The following is a 24,204-nucleotide window of genomic DNA, read 5'->3' on the forward strand; positions in this document are numbered from 1 at the left end:
GTGGGTGGCGCGACAGGCGGCGTACCAGCCGGACGCTAGGAGGACGCGGTGAGCGGTCGTCGGCCGCGATGTGAACCAGGCGTGAACACCTGCCCGGCCACCAGTGGTCTGACCTCGGGCTGAACCGTTCGGCGTCACCACACGTATTCCCGGGCGGACGCACCGCCGGACCCGCGCCGGAAGTGAGGAGACCGCCATCAGCGACCATGACGCCCAACTGCTGCGGGCGCTGCACGACGAGCACGCGGAGGCGTTGTACGCACACGCCCTGCGGCTGGTCAACGGCGACCGGCAGCGGGCCGAGGACCTGGTGCAGGAGACGCTGCTGCGGGCCTGGCGGCATCCCGAGTCCCTCGACCCACGACGTGGCTCCGTGCGGGCCTGGCTGTTCACGACCGCCCGCAACCTGGCCATCGACGCCTGGCGTCGACGCTCCACGCGGGTCGGTGAGGTGTTCACCGACGAGATTCCCGAGCCGCCGGAGGTCGTCGACGAGGCCGAGCGCGCCGTCGAGGCGTGGACCGTCGCCGAGGCGTTGAACCGGCTCAGCCCGACCCACCGTGAAGTCCTGGTGGAGTGCTTCTACCAGGGGCGGTCGGTGGCGGAGGCGGCGTCGCGGCTGGGGGTGCCGCCGGGAACCGTCAAGTCACGCACCCACTACGCGCTGCGCTCACTACGGTTGGTCCTGGCCGAGATGGGGGTGACGGGATGACCCGGTGCGAGTTCGCGCACGACGACGGCGCGTACGTGCTGGGCGCCCTGGCCCCCGCCGAGCGGGCGGCCTACGAGCGGCACCTCGCCGGCTGTGCCTCGTGCCGGGATGCCGTCGCCGAGATCGCCGTCCTACCGGGACTGCTCGGCCGCCTCGACCCGGCGGGCCTGGAACAGTTCCTGCCACCGCCGACCGCGCCCCGGGCGCCCGCGCTGCTCGAGGAGGCCCGGGCGCGCCGGCGCCGCGAACGGACCAGGACCCGTCGCCGGTACGCCCTGACGACGCTGGCCGCCGCCGCGTTGGCCCTGGTGGTCGGCGTGGGAACGGCTGCCGTGCTGCCCCGACCGGTCGCCCCGCCGCCTGACCCGGGGGCGCAGGGCACTTCGCGCCCCGCCCCGCAGGTGTCGATGGTCGCCATGCGGCCGGTGGCACTCGCCGGTCCGGTGCACGCCGACATCGGTCTGACCGGCAGCAAGTGGGGCACCGAGATCACCATGCACTGCGGGTACGACGCGCGGACGAGCTACGGCAAGGCGTACCCGTTCCGGCTGGTGGCGAAGGGCCCGAGCGGCGCGAGCGAGCAGATCGGCTCTTGGCTCGCCGCGCCCGGCGACGACCTGGTGTTCACCGGCATGACCCGCTTCACCGACGCGGAGCTGGTCAGCGTGGAACTCCAACGAGCCGACGGCACCCCCCTGCTCACCTACGCAGTCCCCTAACCCCGCCCCCAGGCTCGCCCCCCACCCCGCCCCCACCCCGCCCCCACCCCGCCCCCACCCCGCCCCCACCCCGCCCCCACCCCGCCCCCACCCCGCCCCCCACCCCCGCCCCCACCCCGTCGATCATGGAGTTGTGGTGGGTGACAAAGCGCCCGAACTAGTGTTCGGCGGGCACCACAACTCCATGATCGACCACGACGGGGCGGGACCGGCGGGACTGGCGGGCGGCGCGGATGGCGTCGGCGGTGAAGACCAGCAGGGCGAGCCAGACCAGCGCGAAGCCGGCGAGGCGGGCCGGCGGCATCGGCTCGTGGAAGATCAGCACACCGCAGCCGAGCTGGAGGATCGGCGCCAGGTACTGGATCATGCCGAGGCCGGTCAGCGGCAGCCGGTTGGCGGCCCCGGCAAAGAGCAGCAGCGGGATCGCGGTGGCCGCGCCGGCCAGCACCAGCAGCGCGGTGTGCCCGGCCGAGACGTGCCCGAAGGTCAGTCCGTCGTGCCGGGACAACCAGGCCAGGTAACCCAGCGCGGGCAGCGCCAGTACCGCCGACTCGACGAAGAGCCCCTCGGCGGCGGGCAGCCCGAGCCGCTTCTTGATCAGGCCGTAGCCGGCGAAGCTGAACGCCAGGGTCAGCGCCAGCCAGGGCAGCCGGCCGTAGTCGACGGCGAGCACCGCGACGGCCGACCCGCCGATGCCCAGGGCCACCCACTGCGCGGCCCGCAGCCGCTCCCGCAGCACCGTCACCCCGAGCAGCACCACTACCAGGGGGTTGATGAAGTAGCCGAGCGCGGTCTCCACCACCCGGTCGGAGCTAACGCCGTAGATGTAGGTGCCCCAGTTGACGGCGATGAGCGCCGCCGCGGCGACGATTCCGGCGAGCGCCGCGCGCCGGCGCAGCAGGGCCCGCAGGAAGCCGACGTTGCGCAGCGCGCCGAGCAGCAGGGCCACGAAGAGCACTGACCACACTATCCGGTGGGCCAGGATCTCCAACGGGCCGGTGGGCCGCAGCACCTTGAAGTAGAGCGGGAAGAAACCCCAGAGCAGGTACGCGCCGATGCCGTAGAGGTATCCCAGGCGGAGTGGCGTCACGCCTCCACCGTAAGGGGTGAACCTCCGTCTGGTTCCTTTCCGGTGATGGGGGTCACCGGCGGTCGCCGATCGAGGTTCATCCACCGCTCGGGAACGTCCAACGGGGTGAAGCCCGCCCGCGCGTACACCTCGTGCGCGTCGTTGGTGATCAGCAGGATCCGCCGTACGCCCAGCTCGTCCAGGTGGTCTCGGACCGCGCCCACCAGCCAGGTGCCCAGGCCGAGCCCTCGCGCGGCCCGGTCGACGTACACGTCGCAGAGCCAGGCGAAGGTGGCGCGGTCGGTGACCACGCGGGCCACCGCGACCTGGCTGTCGTCGTCGGTCCGGTAAATGCCGAACGGCAGCGACCCCGCGAACGCCCGCACGACGCTGTCCCGGTCGCGTCCCAGTGCCCAGTACGCGTCGGTGGACAGCCAGTGGTGTACCCGGTCCAGGTCGAGTCGGGCGGGGTCGGTGCTCAGCAGGTGGCCGTCGGGCCGGGTCAGGGTGAACACATCGGCGACGCTAACCGACCCGAGGGGGCCGCCAGCCGGCCAATTCCCGAACTCTGGTCACCGGACCGCCCCGCCCGTCGGGGCCGGGCGGTCCGGGACGGTGGTGGTCGGTCAGTCGCGGTCGAGGACGGCCCCGAGGATCCACGTCACGATGCTCACGAACAGGGCGCCGAGAACGGCGGCCGGCCAGAACCCGTCCACCGAGAACGGCAGCCCGGCCTGATCGGCGATCCAACTGGTGAGCAGGAACAGCAGCCCGTTCACCACCAGCGCGATGAGGCCGAGCGTGAGCAGGTAGAAGCCGCAGCCGACGGTCTTGATGACCGGCTGGAGCACCGCGTTGACGATGCCGAAGATCGCCGCCACCAGGATCAGCGTGGTGACCGTCTGGACGGCGGAGGTCGATTCCAGGTCGATGCCCGGAATGAGCAGCGTGGCCAGCCAGAAGGCCAGTGCCGTGGTGGCCAGCCGAATCAGCAACCCTTTCAGAAAACCCATGGCGGGGATCGTGCCACGGACCATCCACGGGCGTAACCCGGCAGTTGACCATCGAGGACGACCGGCCCGCCTCGCGCGAGCGCGCAGACCCCTGAGCGCGGGCGCGCGCAGACCCCTGAGCGCGGGCGCGCGCAGACCCCTGGGCGCGGGCGCGCTCAGGCCCGTGCCGGCCGGCCGATCAGCTGGGACTCGATCGGAGTCGGGGAGAGCAGTGCCCACCGCAACGCGCGACGGTTCACCACCGCCACCATGTCGTCGCGGATGCGGGTCAGCCAGTCGGCCGAAGCGCCCAGGCCCAGCGCCGCGCCGGCCAGCGTCGCCTCCGCCGGGTGCAGCCGCTGGAGCACCGCCAGGTCGGCGCGGGTCAACGTGTCCACGTCGGCCGGTGTCAGCTCGTCGCGCACCACGAGGGTGGCCCGCCACGCCGGACCAGGTTCGGTCTCGGCCGGCACCGCTCCGGTGTCGACGACCAGCAGCAACGGCCGCAGTGCGGCGCCGGCCGATTCGGCGACCGGCCGGCCCGGCGGGATGAGCGGAATCGTTCCGCCCGGCGCGCCCACCCCCCGTACGAACGGCTCCCACGCGCGGGGTCGCGCCGTCTGCACCACCACCAGCGCCCCCAGCGCCATCGCACGCAACGCGACGAGCTGAGCGGTACGCACCCCGCCCAGCAACAGCACCCGCGTGCCCTCCGGCCGGAACAGCCGCACGGTGACCGCGCCACCCTGCCGGTTGGTGCCGACCATCATCCCCGCCTCGCCCAGGGTCAACTCCCAGTCGTCCGGCGCCGCCTCGGGCCGCCCGGCCGAGGGGAGCGCCAGCGGTAGCGTGCCGGCCAGGCCGTCCAGGTGCGCGCCGTCGAGCCGCCGCAGTTCCCCGCCCGCGCCGTCGACGAGGCGGCCCAACGCGTCGACGGCCACGGTCAGTTCGGCCGTCGACGTGGCGGCCAGGCGTACGGTCAGCTCGGTCACCGCGTCCGCGGCCGGCCCCACGCAGAGCGACACGGTCGTCGCGGTCGCCGGCAGCGTCAGCAGCCGGGGTACCAGCCGCCGGGCCCCCGCCCCACCGCCCTGTGGCCAGCGGACCAGCCGGAACGTCGCCTGGACCAGAGTGCCGGTGCGCAGCGACGGCCAGGCCTGAAGTATCGGCTCGCCGTCGTGATGGGCCAGCTCGCCCAGGACCCGCAGCGCCGCGGGTACGCCGAGCGGCCGGGCGGTCAGCGGCCCGAGCCGACGGATGATCCGGCGGGTCGTGCCGGCGAGTGCCCGGCGCAGCGCCTCCGGCGTCCAGCCGTCCGCCCGCAGCACCCGGACCGCGAGCACCGCCCGCTCCCGCCCGACGAGGCGGCCGTCGGTGAGCTGCCGGTACGAGGTCCCGACCGTGCCACCCGCCGTCGGGACCGGCGCCGGTGTGCCGGTGAGCAGCAGTTGGATCCGTACCGGTGGCACGTCCGGCCCCGGCGTCGGTAGCAGCGTGGACGGCGCGGGGATCGCCCGGGACGCGTCGCCGAGCAGGTCGCCGGGGTCTCCGAGTTCCAGCATCACCACCATGCCGCCGGTGTCCTCCAGCACCGCCGCCGGCCCGCTGGACAACTCGGTCGAGCCGACGACGGCTCCGGGCGCGACCAGGTCGAGCAGTTCGGCCGCACCGGCCCGCTCGCCCAGGCCGCGACGGCGGGTCACGTGCCCGGCGGCGGTGCCCAGCCACTCGAAGAGCCACCGGCCCCGGAACCGGGCGCAGGCGGCCGTCACCAGAAGCGTCGCCCCCAACAGCGCGGCGATCATGACCGGGGCGCCCTGGCCGGAGGCGGCGAGGACGACCGCCACGGCGACCTGCCCGGTGACCAGTTGGCCCGCGCGCATCGCCGCACCGAGCCGACCGATGGCGGCCCACCGCGCGGTGGGCCGTCGAGCGGGTACGGCGGCGCTGCCGAGAGTGCCCGACGCGCTGCCGCCGATCGTGGTCGATCCGACGTCCAGTGCGGTGCCGACCGACGGGACGGCGGGGATGTCCGACCCGGCGGTCGGGGAAGTTGCGGTCGGGCCCCACCCGGCGTCGCTCGCCGGTTGCGCGCCTGAGGTGGTGATCGGCGGCACCGCGCCTCCTCGACCCGGTCTGGATGTGCCCGGCGGCCGACCGCCCCCGGATGCCCGTCACGCGCCGCGACGGGGCTGCCGCACATAGTAGGCGACCGATGGCTGTCGTAGTTGTCCACAGGGGAGAGCCGGGGGTAGCAGAACCGCTACCAGGCCGCTACCGTCAGCCACGAAGTTCATCGCTGACCCGTGTCCGACCGTGCTCGTCGAGCGGGCCACGCGAGCGGTGCGCTCCCACCGCGGGCGCATTGACAGCCAGGCACGACCGAGGAGACGAGGTGACGTCCGGGTGTCCCAGACCCAGGCAGAAGCAGCGGTGATGAAGCAGACCGCCGCGAAGTTCGAACAGGTGGACCAGTCGTTGCAGTCCATGCTGACCGGCCTGCTGGCCGAGTTGGAGGTGTTGCAGCAGGCCTGGCGCGGTGCCGGCGGGCGGTCGTTCGAGCAGGTCAAGCGACAGTGGGCAGACGATCAGGCGGCGTTGCACCGCGCGCTGCGGGAGACCGCCGGTGCCATTCGCACCGCCGGCCGACAGTACGACGTCTCGGACGACGAGGCGGCCAGCCGGGTGGCCGGCACCAACCGCGGCGGCATCCAGCTGCCGCTCTGACCTGCCGGGAGGGCGTTCCGATGGACAACGGTGTGCTGGTCGTCAACTTTGCCGCGCTGCAACAGGCCGGCGCGGACATTCAGCGGGCGCTGAACACGCTCGACTCGCAGCTCGGCCAGCTCGAACGTGACGCTGCGCCGCTGGTGTCGGCCTGGTCGGGTGACGCCCGCGAGGCGTACGAGCAGCGCCAGGCGCGGTGGCGCTCCGCCTCGCAGGACCTGCAGGCGATGCTGCGTGCCATCAAGTTGGCGGTGGACGACTCCGCCGCCGACTACCTCGACACCGAGAAGAAGAACACCGGGCTGTTCCAGTGACGTCGGTGGGCCGGGAGCGCTGACATGACCGCGTCGGCGTCCCGGCCACCCTCGGGCGAGGGCCACGGCGGCGACCGGGTCGGGTCAGGCCGGCTCGGCCGGTCGCCAACGTCGGCGTGCGCCCCGGGGCAGCACGAGGGCCAGCACCACCACGGCGACAGCCGTCACGCCGATCACCGCGCCGGCCACCAGGGCCCGGTCTCGGGCGGTCGCGCGACGCGCCTGGCGGGCCAGCGCGGCCTGATCGGCCCGGTCATCGGCGAGCGCGGCGGCGGATCGTGGTCCGCCCGGCCGGCCGCCGGTCTCGGTGACCGCCCGATAGGGGTTCAACACGCCGGCCCCGTACCCGCCGCCGTGTCCCGGGCCGGGCGCGGGATCGGCCGTGGCGACGATCCGCTCCACCACCTCGGTGGCGGTCAGCTCGGGTCGGTACGCGCGCAGCAGGGCCGCGGTGGCGGCCACGAACGGCGCGGCGTAACTGGTGCCCTCCACCCGCTGGTGGCCCTGAGCGGGCGCGGCGACGAGCACCTCGCTGCCGGGGGCGACCAGATCGACGTACGCGCCGATCTGCGAGAAGGTGGCCCGCGCCCCGTCCGCCCCGATCGCGCCCACCCCGAGCACCCCGTCGTACGCGGCGGGGAACGGGCGCGGGTCACCGTTGTCGTGCAGGTTGCCCACGGCGGCCACCAGCACCACGTCCCGCTCGACGGCGTACCGGACGGCGGAACGGACCTGCGGGTCGTCGGCGTACAGCACCACGGAGAGGTTCACCACGTCGGCGTCGTGGTCGACGGCCCAGCGGATGGCGCGGGCGAACTCGCCGGCGCTGACCGTGCGCCCCGATTCCCGGCCCTGCACCACCTGCTGCTCACTCACACGTACCGGCAGGATCCGGGCGGCCGGCGCCAGTCCGTGGAAGGCGACGTCGGGCCGCGGCGCCGCCGCGATGATGCTCGCCACACCGGTGCCGTGCCCGGCACAGTCCTGGCCGCCGTCCCCACCCGGTTCGAGCAGGTCGGCGCCGGGCAGCACCCGACCGGCCAGTTGGGGGTGTGCCCGGTCGACGCCGGAGTCGACCACCGCGACCGTCACCCCCGCCCCGGTGGTCAGCGGCGCGAGCCGCGCCGGGTCGTACCGCTGCTGGGGCCACGGTGTGGCCTCGACCTGTCGAACGGGCGTCAGTGGGGTCGCGCAGACCGGAGCCGATCGGCGCGGGCCGGCGGCGACGGCCGGACCGGTCGCGCCGGTCAGCAGCGCGACCGCCAGACCGGCCAGGACCGGGCGCGCAATCGACCGGGACATCGACAGCCTCCGTATCGTGTCGGCTCCGGAACGGGATGTTATCGCCTCGCCGTCACCGGGGCGGACCGCCGCCGGCCAGCCATTGTGATCTTGATGCCACCTTGTAGGTTGTACGCGATACCTGTGGCCTGTTCTCGGGAGGAGAGGTGGCCGTGACCGAATGGGAGCCGGCCACGGAGGCCGAGGTGGCGATGCGGGACGCGCTGCGCGCCAACGATCAGGAGCTCTACTTCCGCCTCCTGTCCCGTACCGAGCTGCTGTTGCCCGTCTCCGCACCGGCATCCGCCGGTCAGGCCGCCGGCTGGGGCACCTGGACGACCGGTGGCCGGACGCACGTACTGGCCTTCACCTCCACCACCGCGCTGCGGGCCTGCCTCGGCGAGCACGCGGGCACCCACCGGCGTGTCCCGTTCGCCGACCTCGCGCTGGGCTGGCCAAACCACGAGTGGTGGCTCGCGGTCAACCCCGGGCTGCCCGTCGAGGGGTACCTGCCGTCCTGGTTCGTGTCGCAGCTCTCCCGTGGTGACGTCCGGCTGCCGGGCCGCGCCATGGGCGCCCGGGCCCGGCTGGAGCGGGCCGAGACCCTCTCCCGGTTCCGGGCGGGTACGACCGGTCGGGACGCCCCGCCCGCCGCCGGGTTCGTACCGCCCTCGCCGCCGGTCCCCGAGGCGACGCCGCCCGGACGACCCGGGCCGAGGGGCGCGACGCCTCCGGTGTCTCCGACCCCCGCCTCGGCCCATCCCAACCGCGCGCCCGGCCCGGGTGACCTGCCGCGCCGCTCCGGGGTGGAGGACATGCCCGCCGCCGGGCCACCGCAGCCGACCGAACCGCCCCGCACCGTCCGGCCGGGCACCGGCGTCGGGCCGGGGGCGAGCCGCACCGCTGCTTCGCGGTACGTGCCCCTGGCCGCCGACCGCACCCGCGCCGCCCCGGTCGACCAGCCGATTCCACGCACCGGCCGGCCGTCCACGACCCGGCCGGCCAGCGAGGGCGACGGTCCGGCCGTCGGTGGTGGCGCCAACGAGGACGGCCGGCGCTCCTTCTTCGAACCGACGTCCGGTCGTAAGTCTGGCCTGCCCCCCGGCGACGGTCGGACGGGCGACCGGGCTGCGCCGCCGTCGCGGTTCGGGCGCGGCAGTCAGCCCTTTCCGCGCCGCCGTCCCGCCGACGCGCCCGGCGGCGACAGCGCGACCCAGGCCTTCGCGATGCCCGCGCCGGACGTCGGCCGCGGACCGTGGCCGCCCGCGGCTGACCAGGGCACATCCCGGGTGGTACGAGCGCCGTTGACCGATGACGAGGCCACGCAGCCGCTGCCGCCGCGGCGGCCCGACCCGTTGGCCGAGGAGCCCACCCGCGCGTTCCGGGTGCCCGGTTCGGTCAACGGCGGGCCGCCACCGGCCCGCCCTTCGGAGCCGGCGGACGAGACCCAGGCGATCCCGCGCGGCCGGCCCGCTGAGCGGCGGCGCTTCGAACCGGTGGAGGATCTGCCACCGGCGGTCGCGGAACCGGTCTCCGGCCCGCCCGCCCCCCGTCGCGGCTTCACGCCCATCGTCATCGAGGGCACCATCATCGAGTCCCGCGATCTCGATCCGCCCGAGGTCGGCCCCTTCTTCGACACCGGACGGCGACCCGGCCCGACGACCACCGCCCCGCCACCGTTCAGCCCGTCCGTGCCGGACCCGTCTGTGTCCGGCCCGTCTGTGTCCGGCCCGTCTGTGCCCGGCCCGTCTGTGCCCGGCCCACCCGTGCCCGGCCCGTCTGTGCCCGGCCCACCCGTGCCCGGCCCGTCTGTGTCCGGCCCACCTGTGCCCGACCCGTCTGTGTCCGGCCCGTCTGTGTCCGGCCCGTCTGTGTCCGGCCCGTCTGTGTCCGGCCCGTCTGTGTCCGGCCCGTCTGTGCCCGGCCCGCTCGCGTCCGGCCCGCTCGCGTCCGGCCCGCTCGCGTCCGGCCCGCCTGTGCCCGGCCCGTCCGTGCCAGGTCCCACTGCCTGGGCCGCGTCTGGCGGTGGAGCGAGCCTGTTCGAGCCATCCGGCGTCCCCCCGGCCACCGACACCGGCCTGGGAGGTACCGGCCCGGCCACCGACGCCGGCCTGAGCGATGCCCGTTCGGCCAGCGACGCTGGCTTCGGCGGCGATGCTGGCTTCGGCGGCGACACCGGTCGGTCGTCCCGATCCCCGGTGGGTTACGAACCCGAGCCGGCACGCCCCGACTCCGACGCGGAGGCGACGATCGCGGACGCCGTCGAGCCTCCGACGGTCGACGAGCCGGCGTCCCCGCAGTTCCAGCCGGCGAACACCGTCGAGGAGGACCTGCTCGGCGCAGCCGGTGCCGGGAGCACGGACACGTTCCTGTCCACTCTGCTGCTGGCGCGCGTGCTGCTGCCGGCGGCGGCGGACTCGAAGCGGGGCAGCCGTCCCGGCGACCCGGGCTTCGTCTGGCGCACCGCCCGCCTCGACGGCGAGACGTACGTGGTGGTCTACACGTCCCCGGAGCGCCTCGCCGACCACGTCGAGGGCGCCGTCGACACGGTCCGGGTGAAGTTCGCCCAGCTGATCCGGCGCTGGCCCGACGAGGACTGGTCGTTTGCCGTCAACCCGGGCACCCCGGTCGGCGCGAAGTTGCCCGGTGACCAGATCGTCGCGTTGGCCAACTGGGCCGCCGAGGTGGGCCTCGGCGACGACCTGGAGGTCGACCCGGTGGAACCGGCGGCCGAGGCGGAACCCGCCGCGCGTCCCCGGTACGCCCCGGCGGCGGTCGACCCGGCCCGACCAACCGTGATGCAGAAGGCGATCGCGCCCAGCCAGCTCGCGTACTACCTGGAGCGGGGGTACGACCGGGTCTCGGGTTTCGTGCACCGGTCCGGTGAGCTGGCCCACCTGACCACGCCGGCCGAGCTGCACGACGCGTTGGGCCTGAACTACCCCGGTTCGCCGTTCGTGCGGGACGCCGAGGAGATCTACGTGCTGCGGTGGCCGGCGCACCGGCCCAGCCTCTACCGGATTCCGTACGGCGGGCAGAACGAGGCGGCGATGCGTGCCATGGAGGGCTGGGTCATCGAGCGCCCGCCGTTCCGGGGCAACGGCTTCGCCCCCGGCGAGAGCAGTGACGTGGTGGCGGAGTTCAAGGTGGACAGCGCCCGCCTTCCGCACGGCGCGCAGCTCTGGCGGATCGGTGGCGACGGCACCGAACGGGTGGTCGCGGTCCTCGACACGGACGCGGTCACCTGGCGGCGAGTTCCGGAGGAGTGATGCGCGACGGTTACGTGGCCCGCTGGCAGGGCCGGGAGTATCAGGCCAGCCCGGACGGCGACGACATCCGCCTGTACCAGCCCGAGCCGGGCGAGGGCTTCGAGGAGGTCCGCGCGGGCCGCTACGTGCGGGTGCTGCCGGCGAGCGAGATCGAGGATCTGGCGTACGTTCGGACCACCTGCACCTGGCAGGGCCAGCCGTTCATCGTGCTCGGCGAGCACGACGCGTGGCTGCGCGTCGAGTACACGGGTGGTCGTTGGCCGGTGGCCGAGGCGATGCGGTTGGAGGTCTTCGACTTCGGCGTCTACCAGGGCTGGGCGCCGGCCGCCGAGGTCACCGACCTGCGCGAGCAACGGGTCTGATCCGTTACGACTTGGCCCATCGCAGGATCTCGCCGAGCACCACCTCGGGGGCTTCCAGGTGCGGGAAGTGCCCCACCCCGTCCAGCAGACGCCACTCGTACGGCGCGACGACGTACCGGCCGGACCCGAGGGCGGTCCGTGGCAGGGCGGCGATGTCGGCCGCGCCGTGCAGTTGCAGGGTCGGGGTGACCAGCGGCTTCTGCATGAGGCGCACGAATCGGTAGCCGTGCAGCCGCAGCACGGAACGGAAGGCCCAGCGGTAGCCTTCCAGCGCGCAGAAAGCGGCCTGCGGGATGCGCATCGCCTCCCGACACCGTTCGGCGTACGCCTCGAAGTCCGCGCTGGCTGCCCAGCGCGGGCCGGCCCAGCGGCGCAGGATCTCCTCGATGCCCGCCGCGCCGTCCTTGGTGAGCACGTGTTCGTAGCGGGGGAGCTGGAACTTCAACGCCGGGGTGGAGGCGGCGAACTGCCCGCGCGGGTCGGCGAAGATCGCGGCGCGCAGTCGTAGCGGGTGGGGTGCGCCCAGGACCACCAGCCGACGGACCAGGGATGGGTGGAACGACGCCACCGTCCAGGCGACCATGCCGCCGACGCCGCTGCCGACGAGCGTCGCCGAGCGCTCACCGAGGGCCCGGATGAGGCCGGCGATGTCGGCCGCGAGGGTGTAGCCGTCGTACCCCCGGGGTGGTTTGTCGCTGGCGCCGTAGCCGCGCAGGTCCACGGCGACCGCGCGGAAGCCGGCGTCGGCGACCGCGGGGAGCATCTGGTGCCAGGCCCACCAGTGCTCGGGGAAGCCGTGCAGGAAGAGCACCATCGGGCCGGTGCCGGCCTCGACCACGTGGAAGCGGCTGCCGTTGGCGCCGACGAAACGGTGCGTCCACGGGCCCTCGGTGAGGACGCAGGACTCGTCGACGGCCTCGCCGCGCTGGTCGGTCATGGTTGACAGCCTAGGACCCCGTCGGGAGGCGGCCGTTTTGCCGGCCCGACTGTGACCCGGCCGGGGATCAGACGACCGGGCTGATGTCGACGATGGTGGCCGGGATGCCGGGGCCACAGTCGGCGGCCGGGTCGGCGGGGCCGATGGTCACCCGGACCGTCGTACCGACGGTGAAGGTGCCCTTGTCGATGCCGTGCAGCGCGTACTGCTGGCCGTCGTCGGTGACGAGGCCGTAGCAGGGGCCGTCGCCGCCCCGGTTGATCCGTCCGGCCAGGGCGTTGGCCCGCCGGGCGTCGGTCGGCCTGCGCGGTGGTCCGGTCGGCGGGCGCAGGGTGGGCAGCGGGACACGTGAGCGTGACGGGCGGCCGGCGGGGGCCGACGGCGTGGGCCCGCTTTCGGTCGGCGCGACGGAGGCCGGTGGTGGGCTGGTCGCCGGGGTGCCGGACGCGGTCTGTTCGGCGGACACGGTGCCTCCTTCGTTCCGCGTTTCGGCGCAGCCGGCCAGCGCAAACAGGACGGTCAGGCCGGCGCCGGTCAGGGTGGTGCGGGTTCGCGGTCGCACGGGTGATCGGACGCGCGCCACCCGGTCAGGGTTCCCCGGAACGGGCGATGCCCGGGCAGGTGACCTGCCCGGGCATCGCCGTGGTGCGGGTGGTGCCGGATCGAGGGATCAGTTGAAGCGGACGCTGGTGTTGATGCCGTCCTGCGAGATGACCTTGATCTTGGTGCCGGTGGCCGGGAGCTTGACGCCGTGGTTCGGCAGCTCCGGGTACCAGTACTGCTGGGTGTCGTCGAACAGCGGCTGCGCCGCCTGGCCACGGACGTAGTTGGCCTGGCTGTTGATGTGCAGCGTGAACGAGTCCGCCTTCTTCAGGCTGAACGGCGCGTCGTAGACCTGGACGCGGGCCCGCCAGGGGGCACCGGTCAGGTTGTAGGACGGCTCCGGGTGGGCGTCGATGATCATGTTCCGACCCTCACCCGGGTGCGCGAACGTGTCGTTGTCCGACCACCGCAGGTTCCAGTACGAGATCAGCAGACCCTCCTGGTACGCGTAGTGGTCCACGAGGTCCGGGCGGGTGTTCTGGTAGCCGAAGTAGTACGGGCCGGTCTTGAGGTACTTGTCGTACGAGGTGTACGACCGGGTACCGGCGATGTAGAAGTTCTCGAACGCCTTGGTGTAGGTGGCCGAGGCGATCTCGAACCTGCCGCCGAAGGTCCAGCCGTTGGCGCCGTTCTCGCCGCCGTCGGTGAACACGGTCTGACCGTCGGCGGTCACGGTGATCGCGTCACCGTAGAAACCGCCCCGGGACACGCCGCCGTCGGTCTGGTAGCGCAGCCGGAACTGCACGACCTTGCCCGCCGCGGAGTTCATCGGGATGTTGACGTCGACCCACTTGCCGCCGCTGGAGCCGTCCAGGGCGAAGCGCCCGGGGGAGATCTCCTTCAGCGGGTTGCCGTTGACGGTGCCGGGCAGGGTCGCCCAGGTCTTGCCGCCGTCGGCCGACGCCTCGAAGAACAGGTAGTCGAAGTTGGATTCGATGTTGTAGCGGCCCTTCATGGTCAGGGCGGCCGACGACTTCCCGGTGAAGTCCAGGGTCCGGGTCATCGTGCTGTTGATGTTGTCCTCGTTGCCGGTGAAGAACTGCTTGCTGCCCTCGAACGGCGCGCCGTTCGAGAAGGTGTAGTCCCGCTTCGGGAGCACGACGACCGCGGCCTGCGCCTCGGGCGAGTTGTACTCCTGCGGGCCGAGGACCAGCGTCTTCTTCTGCCCCGCGACGACGGTCTCGTAGTCGAGCCAGCCGAGCTGGAACTTGTTCCACGCGCCGAGGTCGCCACCGCGCTCGCCGATGCCACCGTCGTTCTTGGCGCCGAGCCGGCTCTGGGCCATCAGGGTCCAGTGCTCGTTGTTGTTGTCGCCACCGCTGATGACGTTGTAGTCGTCCGGCAGACCGAGGTCGTGGCCGTACTCGTGGTAGAAGACGCTCCGGCCACCGTTCTCCGGCTGGATGGTGTAGTCACCGATCCAGACGCCGGTGTTGCCGATTTCCGTGCCACCACCGAGGAAGGTGTCCGGACCGGTGCTGTTCTGGTCGGAGGCGTAGGCGTACCAGCGGTGGCTCCAGATCGCGTCCTCACCCTGGATCGGGTCACCGTCGGCCTGGTCGCCGCCGGAGTGGACGATCTGGAAGTGGTCGATGTAGCCGTCCGGCTCGTTGAAGTTGCCGTCGCCGTCGTAGTCGTACCGGTCGTACTGGTCCATCGACTTCACGTCGGCGGCGATCTGCGCGTCGGTGCGGCCGGCGGCCTTCTGGTCGAGGACCCACTGGTTGGCGGCGTCCCGGACCAGTTCCCAGGTGTTGTCGCAGACGTTGCTGTCGCAGACCGCCGGGTCGTTGGCCGGGTTGGCGGCGTCGTCGTCGGCGATCGGGTCGTCGGAGCGGCCGTACCGGGCCTCGTTGTACTTGACCTTGACCCAGTCGGTGACCTCGCCCTCGACGCTGTAGCGACCCGAGGACTGGGCCTCGTAGTACTGCTTCAGCGACTCGTCACCCGGGTTGGTGCCGAAGTAGAGCTGCCGGTAGTGGTCGGCGGTGTAGTCCGGCTGCCAGACGGTGGAGTTGTCCACGGCCCGGTTGGGTGCCGGGATCTGGTTGTGCAGCGGCCCGTCGAACTTCGTCGGCCCCGCGGTGTCGGGGTCGATGCTCTTGTCCGGGTAGTCCGGGTGCCGCTCGTTGCCGAACTCGGCAAGGATCACGAAGATCTTGTCGGTCTGCTCCCGGGAGAGCTCGACGTACTGGTCCTCGGTCTGAGCCGTGCCCGCCCCGGCGGTGCGGGCGGCGGCCCCGTCGGCCTGGGTCTTACCGACCTTGACGACCGTGCTGCCGTTGATCTTCTCTGCCTTGGACTTGCCGGCCAGGACCTTGCTCAGGCCCTCCTGGCGCAGCGCTCGCCGCTTGTCCTCCAGCGGGTTCGGCAGGTCGTGGTCGGCAAGGGCGGGCTCGGCGACCGACGGAGCGGCCGTCGGCAACTTCGGCTGCGGCGCGGCACTGGCGGACGGTCCGAACGCCAGCCCCGTCGCCGTCAGTGAAAGCCCGAGCAGACCCACTGCGACTTTGCGCACGTGGTACCTCCGGTGTGAGGGAACCGACCCAACGGGGGTACGGGCCGGTGAAAGATCGATCCCACTAGTGGGACCATTGGTGAACATAGACACTGCTGCGACGGGTGGGAAGATGCACGCGTCGATTTGTTGCAAGATTTTGTTGGGAATGCTTTTCACCGTCACACCCCCGCGCTTCATCTGCGCTCGAGGAAGGATGGGGCCCGGCGGCAGCCCTCCCAACGATGTACTTCGATCAAGAAGATCGGGCGATACAACCGGGGGCCGGCGCCGTTCCCGCCGCCGGAGCTCTGCGCGAAACTTCACGTCTCATGGCCCTACGCTCCGGGTGGCGGGCTTCCGTGATCCATCTGCGGGAGACCGCGTGGCCGCATCGCCGGCACTGCCACGGGGGGCCACCCTCACCGGGGTCATGTGGATGCGCGGCGAGGCAATGTGATTGGCCGTACGACGGCGAGCCCTCTTCCGCCTGACGATGCGACTCGGAGTGCATGTGCTGGGTCTGGATATCGATGAGCGCGAGGTTCCTGGTCAGACGGCAGTCGCCAGGTGCCCCTCGTCCTGGCCCGCATGCGCGTCGGTGACACCTGTACGCCTCGCCACCGGGTTTGCCACCGCGCGGCCGTATGCGCGGGGAAGTGATCGTCCACTCGCCGCGGTCGCCGACGACCTGCCTGCGCGGTGGGCCGAATCCGACGCCTGCTGCCCGCCATCCTAGATGCACTGATCCGGATCGACCTAATTGCCGGTTTGGCGGCCGTACTGCTCAGGCACGCGCGAGCGGCACGTGTGAACCTGCTGTTCACCGCGGACACCACCGGCCGAAGATTCGCCAGCGCGCTCGTGCGCGTGTCTCTTGCTTGTCACCGCTTCCGGCCAAAGTTGCCATGCCCGCTTGAATGCCCCGCCATTGGCAATAAAGCTCTTCCAACGCCTAATTTGAGCACGCCTACGTAGGAAATAGTTGATTGGCCCCGATTTGTCGTGGGGGTAACACGGTCAGCGTTGAGGCTGCATACGATTCGGGCTCTCCAATCGAAGGGATCCGAATGAGGATCGTGTTACGAAAAGGTGCGCAAAGAGCCGTGTTCCGAAAGCCAAGCGTTGCTGCGTCGTTAGCCCTGTCTTCGGTGTCCGTCGTTGCTGCCGTAGTGGCCTTTCAGGCAGTGGGCTCTGCCGATGATGGGGTGCCTCCGGAGAAGGCGGCCGCCTTGGCCGCACCCCCGGGAACTGGCAACGATATCGATGACAGCACGGGAAGCGAATCATTCCCAATTGTGCCGGCAACCCCAGACTCTGCTCCTTCTGCCATGGTCAACGACATCGTGCATGTGAAGAATGCAGCAATGACGGGAATGAACCGGTTCAATGACATGCAAGTTCTGCCCGTCGGGCAGGCGGAGCGCGTCGCTGTCGCAACCCAAATCAACGCGGACGTTCAGTCAGCCATCCAAAGAGGTTCCGACGCTTTCGTAAATGAGGCCAGTCCGGATGGCAGTCGACCGGACGGCACCCAGGCCTCTCAGTTCCGGAAGGATCTGGTCGAAACCCTAGCGCCGTCTTTCGCAATGAGTGAAGGTAGTGAGGTGGCGGCACAACTCCTCCACGACGCCCAGAACTCGAGCATGCCATCCCTTGTGTCGAGCCGCTTCATTCTCGAACAGTGGCAGGGGGTGACCGTTACCAGCAGGGTCAGTGCAAAGGTGGTCCTGCTGGGCGCCTATGAAACATGCTTCCAGGGTGGGGAATTCCAAGAGCTAACTTGTCATACGGATCCCTCTCAGCAGTGGCAGCTCAAGATGGGTAAAAGCCTTTCGGACAACAAGTGGCGCCTCGTGAGCCGTGACGGCCAAGCCGTTGACGACTTCTTCTCGGACTTGCCGGAGGCCGTCGAGCCGGGCCCTTCACCAAGCTGATCTCTGATCCTGCCGACCAACCTAAGGAAATTTAAGTGAACGCATCAACCTTGCCTGTTGGCCACAGCACTTCAAGGGGGGCGAACAGGGCTGCATTTCTGATTCTAGTGTTGGTCGCCTCGTTTATCACCCTCCCGGCTCACCGAGCAGAAGCGGCTGGGTTCAGGCCTACGCTCGCTGCCAACTACGCCAAGGCGTACGCCTACACCTACAACTCAAATTACGCAAACTACAACAACAAGGGTGGCGACTGCACGAACTTCGTCAGCCAGTCGTGGTACGCGGGTGACGTTTCGATGGACACCACGGGTGGCGATAAATGGTACTACAAGACTGCCCGAAGCGGCTCCTCGTACCTGCCGTACCCGACGCCATCCTGGATTCGTGTCAAAGACTTCAGGTCCTACTGGTACAACAACGGCTCATCATACAAGTACATTCAGGGTGAGACCGCACTGACGTACAAGTATTCGCCGTCCGGGCTCGGTGAGGTTTATATCTTCGATAGTGGCGACAGTTCCTCGAAGGCGTCCTGGTTCCACGCTGCCATCAACGTCGGTTGGAGCAAGGGTTACGACGAGTACGCGCAACATTCGGTGGGTAGAATCACCAAGTGGACTTATATGTTCAGCACGCGCACTTCCGCCCAACGGAAAAATATCCTGAAGCCAGGTCGAGGATATCGGTCAATAGCTCCCTGATGTCGAGCTTTACCGATTTCACGTGAGATGAATCAATCGTACGCCGTCCGTCAGCCTTGGCGGGCGGCGTATTGTTGACTAAGCGCTCTCTTCATCCCCTCATCAGCGACGCTGTTCATTGCCGCCTTTTCGAGCTCGTCCGGAAAGATTCGACGTACGCTCGCCTCGTACTCTGCTCCGTCCTGAGGAACTTTGATTTCAATCGGCGGACCTGGCGCGATGGCAACGGGGCCACTAAAGGTACTCGCATCACCGAAGGCGACTCCGGGGTCTACGGCGGCACAGTAGACGTGAGAGAAAAGCCATTTGTCATCGCTCGATCCGGACGAAGTTTTCGGTAAGCCGAATGCCCTGCTCACGCAGGCAACCCGGTCGGGCGTCCGGCCGAAAAGACTGGTGGTCGCAGCCGGGTTCGACTCGAGCAATTCGGTCACTTCGCTCGAAACCGCTGCCATCTCCTCCTGGTCGGGCTCTGGGGAACTGCCTTTGGGTTGAGTGCAACCGGAGGCAACGAGGAGAACTGCCAGAACAAGGATCCTGCCCGTAGCTGGAAAGCGCTTCGCTCTCATCGTGCTCCTACGTTGTGGGCTGCTTGAGTTGATCGGCCGATTTCCGCTCCCACTGTCTGTGGGAAGGACACCGCCCTGGCGGGGTGGCAGTCCGACGAGAAGTCCCATGCTAACTATGGCCTGCTTGCTGTCATAGCCGTCTCGACCGTCGACCGACAGATTCTTCCTAAGGCGCTGAACGGCCTGAGATCTGTCTAGACCGAGCGAAGCCCCATCGGAGTCGCCTGGGACTGGCCCAAAGAGGTGTACGCGAGCCGCTGGCAGATGCAGAGCGGCCCGCCCGGCAGTCTGATGACTCCGGACGGGCCGTTCAGTTGTTACGTGGACGAACCTACTCGGTCACTTCGTCGCCGGGGTGACGTAGATCGTGGCGGACGAGTTGTCCTTCGCCGCCTTACGGATCGTCAACGAGACGCCGTTCTGCACGCCCGCGTCGGCCGGGTTGCCCGTGCCGAGCACGATCGCGCCGCCGCCCAGCGTCACGCCGTAGTAGTCCGGCGCCGGGCTACCGTCCGGGTTGGTCACCCGGGTGGTGTACGGCGCGTTGCCACGCGACGGGATCACGACGGAGGCGTCGTTGTCCCGGGCGTACGCGGCACCGTCGCGGATCTCGATGCCCGGGTACCAGCCCTTGGCGTCGGTGAAGCCCTTCACCGGCGGCAGGGCCTTGAACTTCGTGCAGTACGCGCTGTACGGCTCGCCCGCCGCCTCCAGGCACTCCGTGAAGGGGTACGTCTTCTGGAGCGTGAAGGCCGCGTTCGACGACTGCGGACGGCTGGGCAGGTTGTCCGTCACCGACGGGTCCTTCTCGGCCGCCGTGCCGGTACGCCGGTACGGCTCGTTGTGCGAGTCGACGATGAGCAGCCCGCCCTTGGCGCCGTAGCTCGGCAGCGAGGTCATCTGACCGGTGACGTGGTTGACGTCGCCCAGCGCGCTGTCCCGGTACCACACCAGCATGCCCGGCGCGTTGTAGGAGATCCGGTCGACCTTCCACGCGTCGCGCGAGTAGATGGTGTCGTAGGCGTACTTCAGGCCCTTGTCGAAGCCGTCGAAGTTGCGCCACTCGGCCAGGTAGTACTGCGCGTGCACCTCGGTGCCGCCGGAGACCTTCCAGCCCGCGCCGGTGGTGTCGACGAAGGTGCCGCCACTGGTCGTCCAGCCGTTGGCGCCGCCCTCGACGTCGTCACTCCATACGGTGGCGCCGCCGCCGGTGACCGAGAAGTCGTCGACGAACCAGTTGCGCTCCTCGAACGCCTCATCGGTGGCCAGGCGCAGTCGCACCTGCACGGTCTGGCCCGCGTACGCCGACAGGTCGACGTAGTCGTGACGCCAGCCGTCGGTGCTGCCGGTCAGGCCGTACTTCTTGCCACCGAAGTCGTTCATCCGGCCGTTCGGGTCGCCGTAGTTGTCCGGCGTCGTGACGACCGTGCCGTCCTCGGCGTACACCTTCTGCTCGGACCAGGTGGTGCCACCGTCGGTCGACAGCTCGAGGAAGCCGTAGTCCCAGTCCTCTTCGATGATGTAGTTGTTCCACATCCAGAACTTGGAGTCCGCGGCGTTGGGCACGTCCACCGAGCGGCTCAGCTTGACGTCGGCCCAGCTCTGGTCGTTGTTGCTGTGCCACATCTTGGTGCCGCTGTGCGGGGTGGCCAGCACGGTCACCTTGTCCGGCAGGTCGACCTTGATGCCGTCCTCGGCGTCGATCGGCGTACGCGAGGTCTGCCCGAGCTTGACCTCGCGCGGGTTGGAGCCCGGACGGATGGTCAGCGGGTCGGCCCAGCCGAGCACCCACTTGTCCCAGATGCCCATGTGCGTCGGCAGCGCCTGGAAGATCTCACCCGAGTGCGATCCGGAGGCCATCAGGTCCCAGAAGTCCACGTCGGAGTCGGCGTTGCCGGAGGTGTCGTAGAGGTCCGGCAGACCGAGGTCGTGACCGAACTCGTGGGCGAAGACGCCGACGCCGGCGTCCTCCGGCTGCACGATGTAGTTCGACACCTTCAGGCTGGTGCCCGGGATGGTGAAGCCACCCGGCACCGAGGAGGAGTGCGCCCACACGGCGTACGTGCCCTGGCTGCCGCCGCCGCTCGACTTGCCCTTGCCGGCGTGCACCAGCACGAGGTGGTCGATCACGCCGTCCGGCTCGAAGAGGTTGCCGTCACCGTCGCGGTCGGCCTGGTCTTCCTTGTCGTAGTCGGCCCACGGGAAGGTCGGGTCCTTGGCGGCGAGCGCCTCGATCGCGTCGCCGGCCAGCCGGCTCGCGCCGGCCGGGTTGTCCGGGTGGCCGTTCATCGACTGCTCCCGGCCGGGCACCCAGTTGCCGTTCTCGTCCTGGGTGCAGCGGTTGGCCGCGTACCAGCCCTCGGAGTGCGGCACGGTGATCCACGGGCTGGCCTGCCCGTCGACCGTGTACGCGTTCTTGGACATCTCCAGGTACATGTTGTGCATCGTGCGACCGGAGATGTCGATGCCCTTCTTGCCGTCCGGGCCCTTGAGGTCCTTGCGGACCCGCTCGGTGATGCCCTTCTTGCTGTACAGCATCTTGTTGTAGTGCGACGGCGAGAAGTCCGGCACCCACATCGAGTTGTTGTCCTCGTGCTCGAGGCGCGAGGGGTCCGGGATCTTGTTGTGCTTCGGCCCGTTCTGCACGGTGCCGGGAACGCAGGTCCGGTCCTCGAACACCGTCTTCGGGACCATCACGTTGGTGAAGTCGTCGTTGGCCTTGTCGTTGAACTCGACCAGCAGCGTCAGCAGCTTCGCCGTCTGCGTGTTGGGCGCCTGCTTGATCTGGCGCGGGCTCTTGCCCGTCTTGATCGACTTGGCCTCGATCTGCGCGAGCTGGCGGGCCGTCACCGGGTTGCCCCGCGCGTGCTTCTGGTCGAACGCGCGGGCGTCGTCGACCTTGGGGGTGTAGACGCCGTTCTTGCCCTTGACCTCACGGCCGGAAGTGTCCGGCTGGACCTCGGGCTCGGCGTAGTTGATGTAGTACTCGTCAGCCCCGATCACCGCCCGGGGGGTGGTGGACGGCTGTGCCGCCGCACTGCCACTCACGGTCAGTGACGTGGCCGCGAGGGCGATGACGGGTAGCGCGACGAGTAGTCGTCGACGCGACCCCGGTTGGGAGTTTCTGTTCATGCCGCTCCGTTTCTCGGGCATGGGCGAGGGAAGCCGGCGGACTCCGTGCACGCAGCGTCGCGTCGAGGGCCAGCCGACCTTCGTGAAACTAAATGAGAATCCGGCCGAACGGCGGGAACGTGATGCAGGCGTTATCCGTCGGACCGTCGGCCGGTGGTACGCCCGACGGTCAAAGTCCACAAAAGACGACGGTGGGTGACGGTCCGCGCGGACCATCACCCACCGATCGGGGTACGTCTGTCGTCAGTCCTCGTCGGACTTCGCGCCACTCATCCCGGAGGAGATCAGCTCCATCACCGAGGAGTCCTGCAGGGTGGTGACGTCGCCGAGCGACCGGTTCTCGGCCACGTCCCGCAGCAGCCGACGCATGATCTTGCCGGAGCGGGTCTTCGGCAGCTCGGGCACCAGCATGATCTGCCGCGGCTTGGCGATCGGCCCGAGCGTCTTCGCCACGTGGTTGCGCAGGTCCGCGATGAGCTGCTCACCCGCCTCGCCGGCGATGTCCGTGCTGCCGCGCGGGATGGCGAACGCCACGATCGCCTGGCCGGTGGTCGGGTCGGTCGCGCCCACCACCGCCGCCTCGGCCACCGACGGGTGCGACACCAGCGCCGACTCGACCTCGGTGGTGGAGATGTTGTGCCCGGACACCAGCATCACGTCGTCCACCCGACCGAGCAGCCAGATGTGCCCGTCGTCGTCCTTCTTCGCCCCGTCGCCGGCGAAGTACATGCCCTCGAACCTCGACCAGTACGTCTCGAGGAACCGGTCGTCGTCACCCCAGATGGTGCGCAGCATCGACGGCCACGGCTCACGCAGCACCAGGTAGCCGCCACCACCGTTCGGCACCGACTGACCCTGGTCGTCCACCACGTCGGCGACGATGCCCGGCAGTGGGGCCATCGCCGAGCCCGGCTTCGTCGCCGTCACCCCCGGCAGGGGGGAGATCATGATGGCGCCGGTCTCGGTCTGCCACCAGGTGTCCACGATGGGCAGCTCACCCCGGCCGACGTGCTGCCGGTACCACATCCACGCCTCGGGGTTGATCGGCTCGCCGACGCTGCCGAGGAGCCGCAGCGACGACAGGTCGAACCCGGCCGGGATGTCCTCGCCCCACTTCATCATCGTCCGGATCAGCGTCGGCGCGGTGTACAGGATGCTCACCTTGTACCGGTCGACGATCTCCCAGAAGCGGCCCTTGTGCGGGGTGTCCGGGGTGCCCTCGTACATGACCTGCGTCGCGCCGTTGGAGAGCGGGCCGTACACGATGTAGGAGTGGCCGGTGACCCAGCCGATGTCGGCGGTGCACCAGTAGACGTCCGTCTCCGGCTTCAGGTCGAACACCGCGTGCGTCGTGTACGACGCCTGCGTCAGGTAGCCGCCGGTGGTGTGCAGGATGCCCTTCGGGCGGGCCGTGGTGCCGCTGGTGTAGAGGATGAACAGCGGGTGCTCGGCGTCGAACGGCTGCGCCGTGTGCTCGGCCGACGCGGTCTCGACCGTCTCGTGCCACCAGTGGTCCTTCTCCGACCAGGCCACGTCCTCGCCGGTGCGGCGGACGACGAGCACGTGCTCCACCGACGGGCAGCTCGCCACCGCCTCGTCCACGGTCGGCTTCAACGCCGACGGCTTGCCCCGCCGGTAACCACCGTCGGCGGTGATCACCACTTTGGCGCTGGCGTCCTGGATACGGTTGCTCAACGAGTCCGCCGAGAACCCGCCGAACACCACGCTGTGCGCCGCGCCGATCCGGGCGCAGGCCAGCATGGCCACCGCCGCCTCCGGGATCATCGGCAGGTAGATCGCCACCCGGTCGCCGGCGGTCACGCCCAGGTCGGTGAGCGCGTTCGCCGCGCGGCAGGTCAGCTCGTACAGGTCGGCGTACGTGAGAGTGCGGGTGTCGCCCGGCTCGCCCTCCCAGTGGATCGCGACCTTGTCCCCGCGGCCCGCCTCGACGTGCCGGTCCAGACAGTTGTACGCCACGTTGAGCTGCCCACCGACGAACCACTTCGCGAACGGCGGGTTCGACCAGTCGAGCACCTCGTCCCACTTCTTCGACCAGGCCAGCCGGTCGGCCTGCTTCGCCCAGAAGGCGAGCCGGTCGGCCTGCGCCTCGGCGTACGCGTCGACGGTGACGTTGGCGTGCGCGGCGAGCTCGGCCGGCGGGGGGAACTGGCGCGTCTCGTTCAGCAGATTGGCCAATGCCTCGCTCATGCCGTGACTCCTCGTCCTCGGGGTGACCTGCGTCTCGATGGGCACGAGGGTAGTCGCGGGTCCCCCGGCCGGCGACCGCTGCCCACCCCGTCGCGCCGAGCGGCCCCCGCCACGCGCCCGACGGCCCGGCGTAGCGGGTGCGCGCGCCGGCGCGGGTCGCTTGATCGACACGAGA

At 70.3% G+C, this 24,204-nt stretch carries 19 protein-coding genes; 8 read left to right on the top strand and 11 right to left on the bottom strand.

From position 1 onward, the window contains the following. The first annotated feature begins 217 nt into the window (after nucleotides 1-217). Together ACQP03_RS02065 and ACQP03_RS02070 are read left to right on the top strand one after the other, a co-directional pair. Nucleotides 218-712: a sigma-70 family RNA polymerase sigma factor gene (locus ACQP03_RS02065; RefSeq protein ID WP_433121366.1), complete on the top strand. Its 495-nt coding sequence runs from the start codon at nucleotides 218-220 to the stop codon at nucleotides 710-712. Further along, a complete protein-coding gene (locus ACQP03_RS02070) occupies nucleotides 709-1,431 on the top strand; it encodes an anti-sigma factor family protein (RefSeq protein WP_355048256.1) in 723 nt (240 codons plus the stop codon). The genes ACQP03_RS02065 and ACQP03_RS02070 overlap by 4 nt, the downstream gene beginning before the upstream one ends. Before the next feature lie 157 nt (nucleotides 1,432-1,588). Here the strand turns inward: ACQP03_RS02070 and rarD are convergent, their stop codons facing one another. The 4 genes from rarD to eccE form a co-directional block, all read right to left on the bottom strand. Next, nucleotides 1,589-2,521 carry an EamA family transporter RarD gene (gene rarD, locus ACQP03_RS02075; RefSeq protein ID WP_357175937.1) on the bottom strand — a complete coding sequence of 311 codons (933 nt, stop codon included), beginning with the start codon at nucleotides 2,519-2,521 and terminating at the stop codon, nucleotides 1,589-1,591. Further along, a complete protein-coding gene (locus ACQP03_RS02080; RefSeq protein WP_357123568.1) occupies nucleotides 2,518-3,015 on the bottom strand; it encodes a GNAT family N-acetyltransferase in 498 nt (165 codons plus the stop codon). The genes rarD and ACQP03_RS02080 overlap by 4 nt, the downstream gene beginning before the upstream one ends. A 111-nt stretch (nucleotides 3,016-3,126) precedes the next feature. Continuing rightward, entirely contained in the window at nucleotides 3,127-3,513 is a 387-nt protein-coding gene (locus ACQP03_RS02085; protein ID WP_355049298.1) for a phage holin family protein, read from the bottom strand. A 155-nt stretch (nucleotides 3,514-3,668) separates the two neighbouring features. Continuing rightward, nucleotides 3,669-5,375, bottom strand: a complete 1,707-nt coding sequence (gene eccE / locus ACQP03_RS02090; RefSeq protein WP_433461120.1) for a type VII secretion protein EccE — start codon at nucleotides 5,373-5,375, stop codon at nucleotides 3,669-3,671. 523 nt (nucleotides 5,376-5,898) lie between these two features. Here eccE and ACQP03_RS02095 point away from each other — a divergent pair. Continuing rightward, nucleotides 5,899-6,219 (top strand): WXG100 family type VII secretion target, encoded by a 321-nt coding sequence (locus ACQP03_RS02095; protein WP_357123575.1) that lies wholly within the window; start codon nucleotides 5,899-5,901, stop codon nucleotides 6,217-6,219. Nucleotides 6,220-6,239: 20 nt separating this feature from the next. After that, nucleotides 6,240-6,533 (top strand): WXG100 family type VII secretion target, encoded by a 294-nt coding sequence (locus ACQP03_RS02100; RefSeq protein WP_357123578.1) that lies wholly within the window; start codon nucleotides 6,240-6,242, stop codon nucleotides 6,531-6,533. 84 nt (nucleotides 6,534-6,617) lie between these two features. Here ACQP03_RS02100 and mycP read toward each other — a convergent pair whose 3' ends face one another. After that, nucleotides 6,618-7,835: a type VII secretion-associated serine protease mycosin gene (gene mycP / locus ACQP03_RS02105; RefSeq protein ID WP_433460037.1), complete on the bottom strand. Its 1,218-nt coding sequence runs from the start codon at nucleotides 7,833-7,835 to the stop codon at nucleotides 6,618-6,620. A gap of 152 nt (nucleotides 7,836-7,987) precedes the next feature. Between mycP and ACQP03_RS02110 the strand changes: the two genes are divergently transcribed. Continuing rightward, nucleotides 7,988-11,083: an SseB family protein gene (locus ACQP03_RS02110; RefSeq protein ID WP_433460039.1), complete on the top strand. Its 3,096-nt coding sequence runs from the start codon at nucleotides 7,988-7,990 to the stop codon at nucleotides 11,081-11,083. After that, nucleotides 11,080-11,445 carry a hypothetical protein gene (locus tag ACQP03_RS02115; RefSeq protein WP_030486287.1) on the top strand — a complete coding sequence of 122 codons (366 nt, stop codon included), beginning with the start codon at nucleotides 11,080-11,082 and terminating at the stop codon, nucleotides 11,443-11,445. Before ACQP03_RS02110 ends, ACQP03_RS02115 begins: the two co-directional genes overlap by 4 nt. A 4-nt stretch (nucleotides 11,446-11,449) precedes the next feature. On the opposite strand, the gene ACQP03_RS02120 is transcribed toward ACQP03_RS02115, so the two are convergent. From ACQP03_RS02120 to ACQP03_RS02130, 3 genes are all read right to left on the bottom strand, one after another. Continuing rightward, nucleotides 11,450-12,382: an alpha/beta fold hydrolase gene (locus ACQP03_RS02120; protein WP_357392620.1), complete on the bottom strand. Its 933-nt coding sequence runs from the start codon at nucleotides 12,380-12,382 to the stop codon at nucleotides 11,450-11,452. Nucleotides 12,383-12,449: 67 nt separating this feature from the next. Then, entirely contained in the window at nucleotides 12,450-12,848 is a 399-nt protein-coding gene (locus ACQP03_RS02125) for a hypothetical protein (RefSeq protein ID WP_357392621.1), read from the bottom strand. A gap of 204 nt (nucleotides 12,849-13,052) precedes the next feature. After that, nucleotides 13,053-15,488: an immune inhibitor A domain-containing protein gene (locus ACQP03_RS02130; protein WP_433461121.1), complete on the bottom strand. Its 2,436-nt coding sequence runs from the start codon at nucleotides 15,486-15,488 to the stop codon at nucleotides 13,053-13,055. A 1,145-nt stretch (nucleotides 15,489-16,633) separates the two neighbouring features. On the opposite strand from ACQP03_RS02130, the gene ACQP03_RS02135 reads away from it, so the two are divergent. Both ACQP03_RS02135 and ACQP03_RS02140 read left to right on the top strand, forming a co-directional pair. Then, on the top strand, nucleotides 16,634-17,419 hold the full coding sequence (locus ACQP03_RS02135) for a hypothetical protein (protein WP_433460042.1): 786 nt from the start codon (nucleotides 16,634-16,636) through the stop codon (nucleotides 17,417-17,419). A 35-nt stretch (nucleotides 17,420-17,454) separates the two neighbouring features. Further along, complete coding sequence (locus tag ACQP03_RS02140) at nucleotides 17,455-18,120, top strand: amidase domain-containing protein (RefSeq protein WP_433460044.1); 666 nt, start codon at nucleotides 17,455-17,457, stop codon at nucleotides 18,118-18,120. A gap of 50 nt (nucleotides 18,121-18,170) precedes the next feature. Here ACQP03_RS02140 and ACQP03_RS02145 read toward each other — a convergent pair whose 3' ends face one another. The 3 genes from ACQP03_RS02145 to acs form a co-directional block, all read right to left on the bottom strand. Further along, nucleotides 18,171-18,689, bottom strand: a complete 519-nt coding sequence (locus tag ACQP03_RS02145; protein WP_433460045.1) for a hypothetical protein — start codon at nucleotides 18,687-18,689, stop codon at nucleotides 18,171-18,173. 339 nt (nucleotides 18,690-19,028) lie between these two features. After that, complete coding sequence (locus ACQP03_RS02150; protein ID WP_357123597.1) at nucleotides 19,029-21,821, bottom strand: immune inhibitor A domain-containing protein; 2,793 nt, start codon at nucleotides 21,819-21,821, stop codon at nucleotides 19,029-19,031. A 243-nt stretch (nucleotides 21,822-22,064) separates the two neighbouring features. After that, complete coding sequence (gene acs / locus ACQP03_RS02155) at nucleotides 22,065-24,029, bottom strand: acetate--CoA ligase (protein WP_433460048.1); 1,965 nt, start codon at nucleotides 24,027-24,029, stop codon at nucleotides 22,065-22,067. Nucleotides 24,030-24,204: the final 175 nt, after the last annotated feature.

It is taken from the genome of Micromonospora sp. CA-248212 (assembly GCF_050948405.1).
Lineage (GTDB): Bacteria > Actinomycetota > Actinomycetes > Mycobacteriales > Micromonosporaceae > Micromonospora.

Excerpts from the sequence above, each read along its gene's own strand:
- eccE (WP_433461120.1), bottom strand. The coding sequence starts at position 5,375 with ATGCGCGCGGGCCAACTGGTCACCGGGCAGGTCGCCGTGGCGGTCGTC.
- ACQP03_RS02070 (WP_355048256.1), top strand. The coding sequence starts at position 709 with ATGACCCGGTGCGAGTTCGCGCACGACGACGGCGCGTACGTGCTGGGC.
- ACQP03_RS02120 (WP_357392620.1), bottom strand. The coding sequence starts at position 12,382 with ATGACCGACCAGCGCGGCGAGGCCGTCGACGAGTCCTGCGTCCTCACC.
- ACQP03_RS02145 (WP_433460045.1), bottom strand. The coding sequence starts at position 18,689 with ATGAGAGCGAAGCGCTTTCCAGCTACGGGCAGGATCCTTGTTCTGGCA.
- ACQP03_RS02100 (WP_357123578.1), top strand. The coding sequence starts at position 6,240 with ATGGACAACGGTGTGCTGGTCGTCAACTTTGCCGCGCTGCAACAGGCC.
- ACQP03_RS02085 (WP_355049298.1), bottom strand. The coding sequence starts at position 3,513 with ATGGGTTTTCTGAAAGGGTTGCTGATTCGGCTGGCCACCACGGCACTG.
- acs (WP_433460048.1), bottom strand. The coding sequence starts at position 24,029 with ATGAGCGAGGCATTGGCCAATCTGCTGAACGAGACGCGCCAGTTCCCC.
- ACQP03_RS02150 (WP_357123597.1), bottom strand. The coding sequence starts at position 21,821 with ATGAACAGAAACTCCCAACCGGGGTCGCGTCGACGACTACTCGTCGCG.
- mycP (WP_433460037.1), bottom strand. The coding sequence starts at position 7,835 with ATGTCCCGGTCGATTGCGCGCCCGGTCCTGGCCGGTCTGGCGGTCGCG.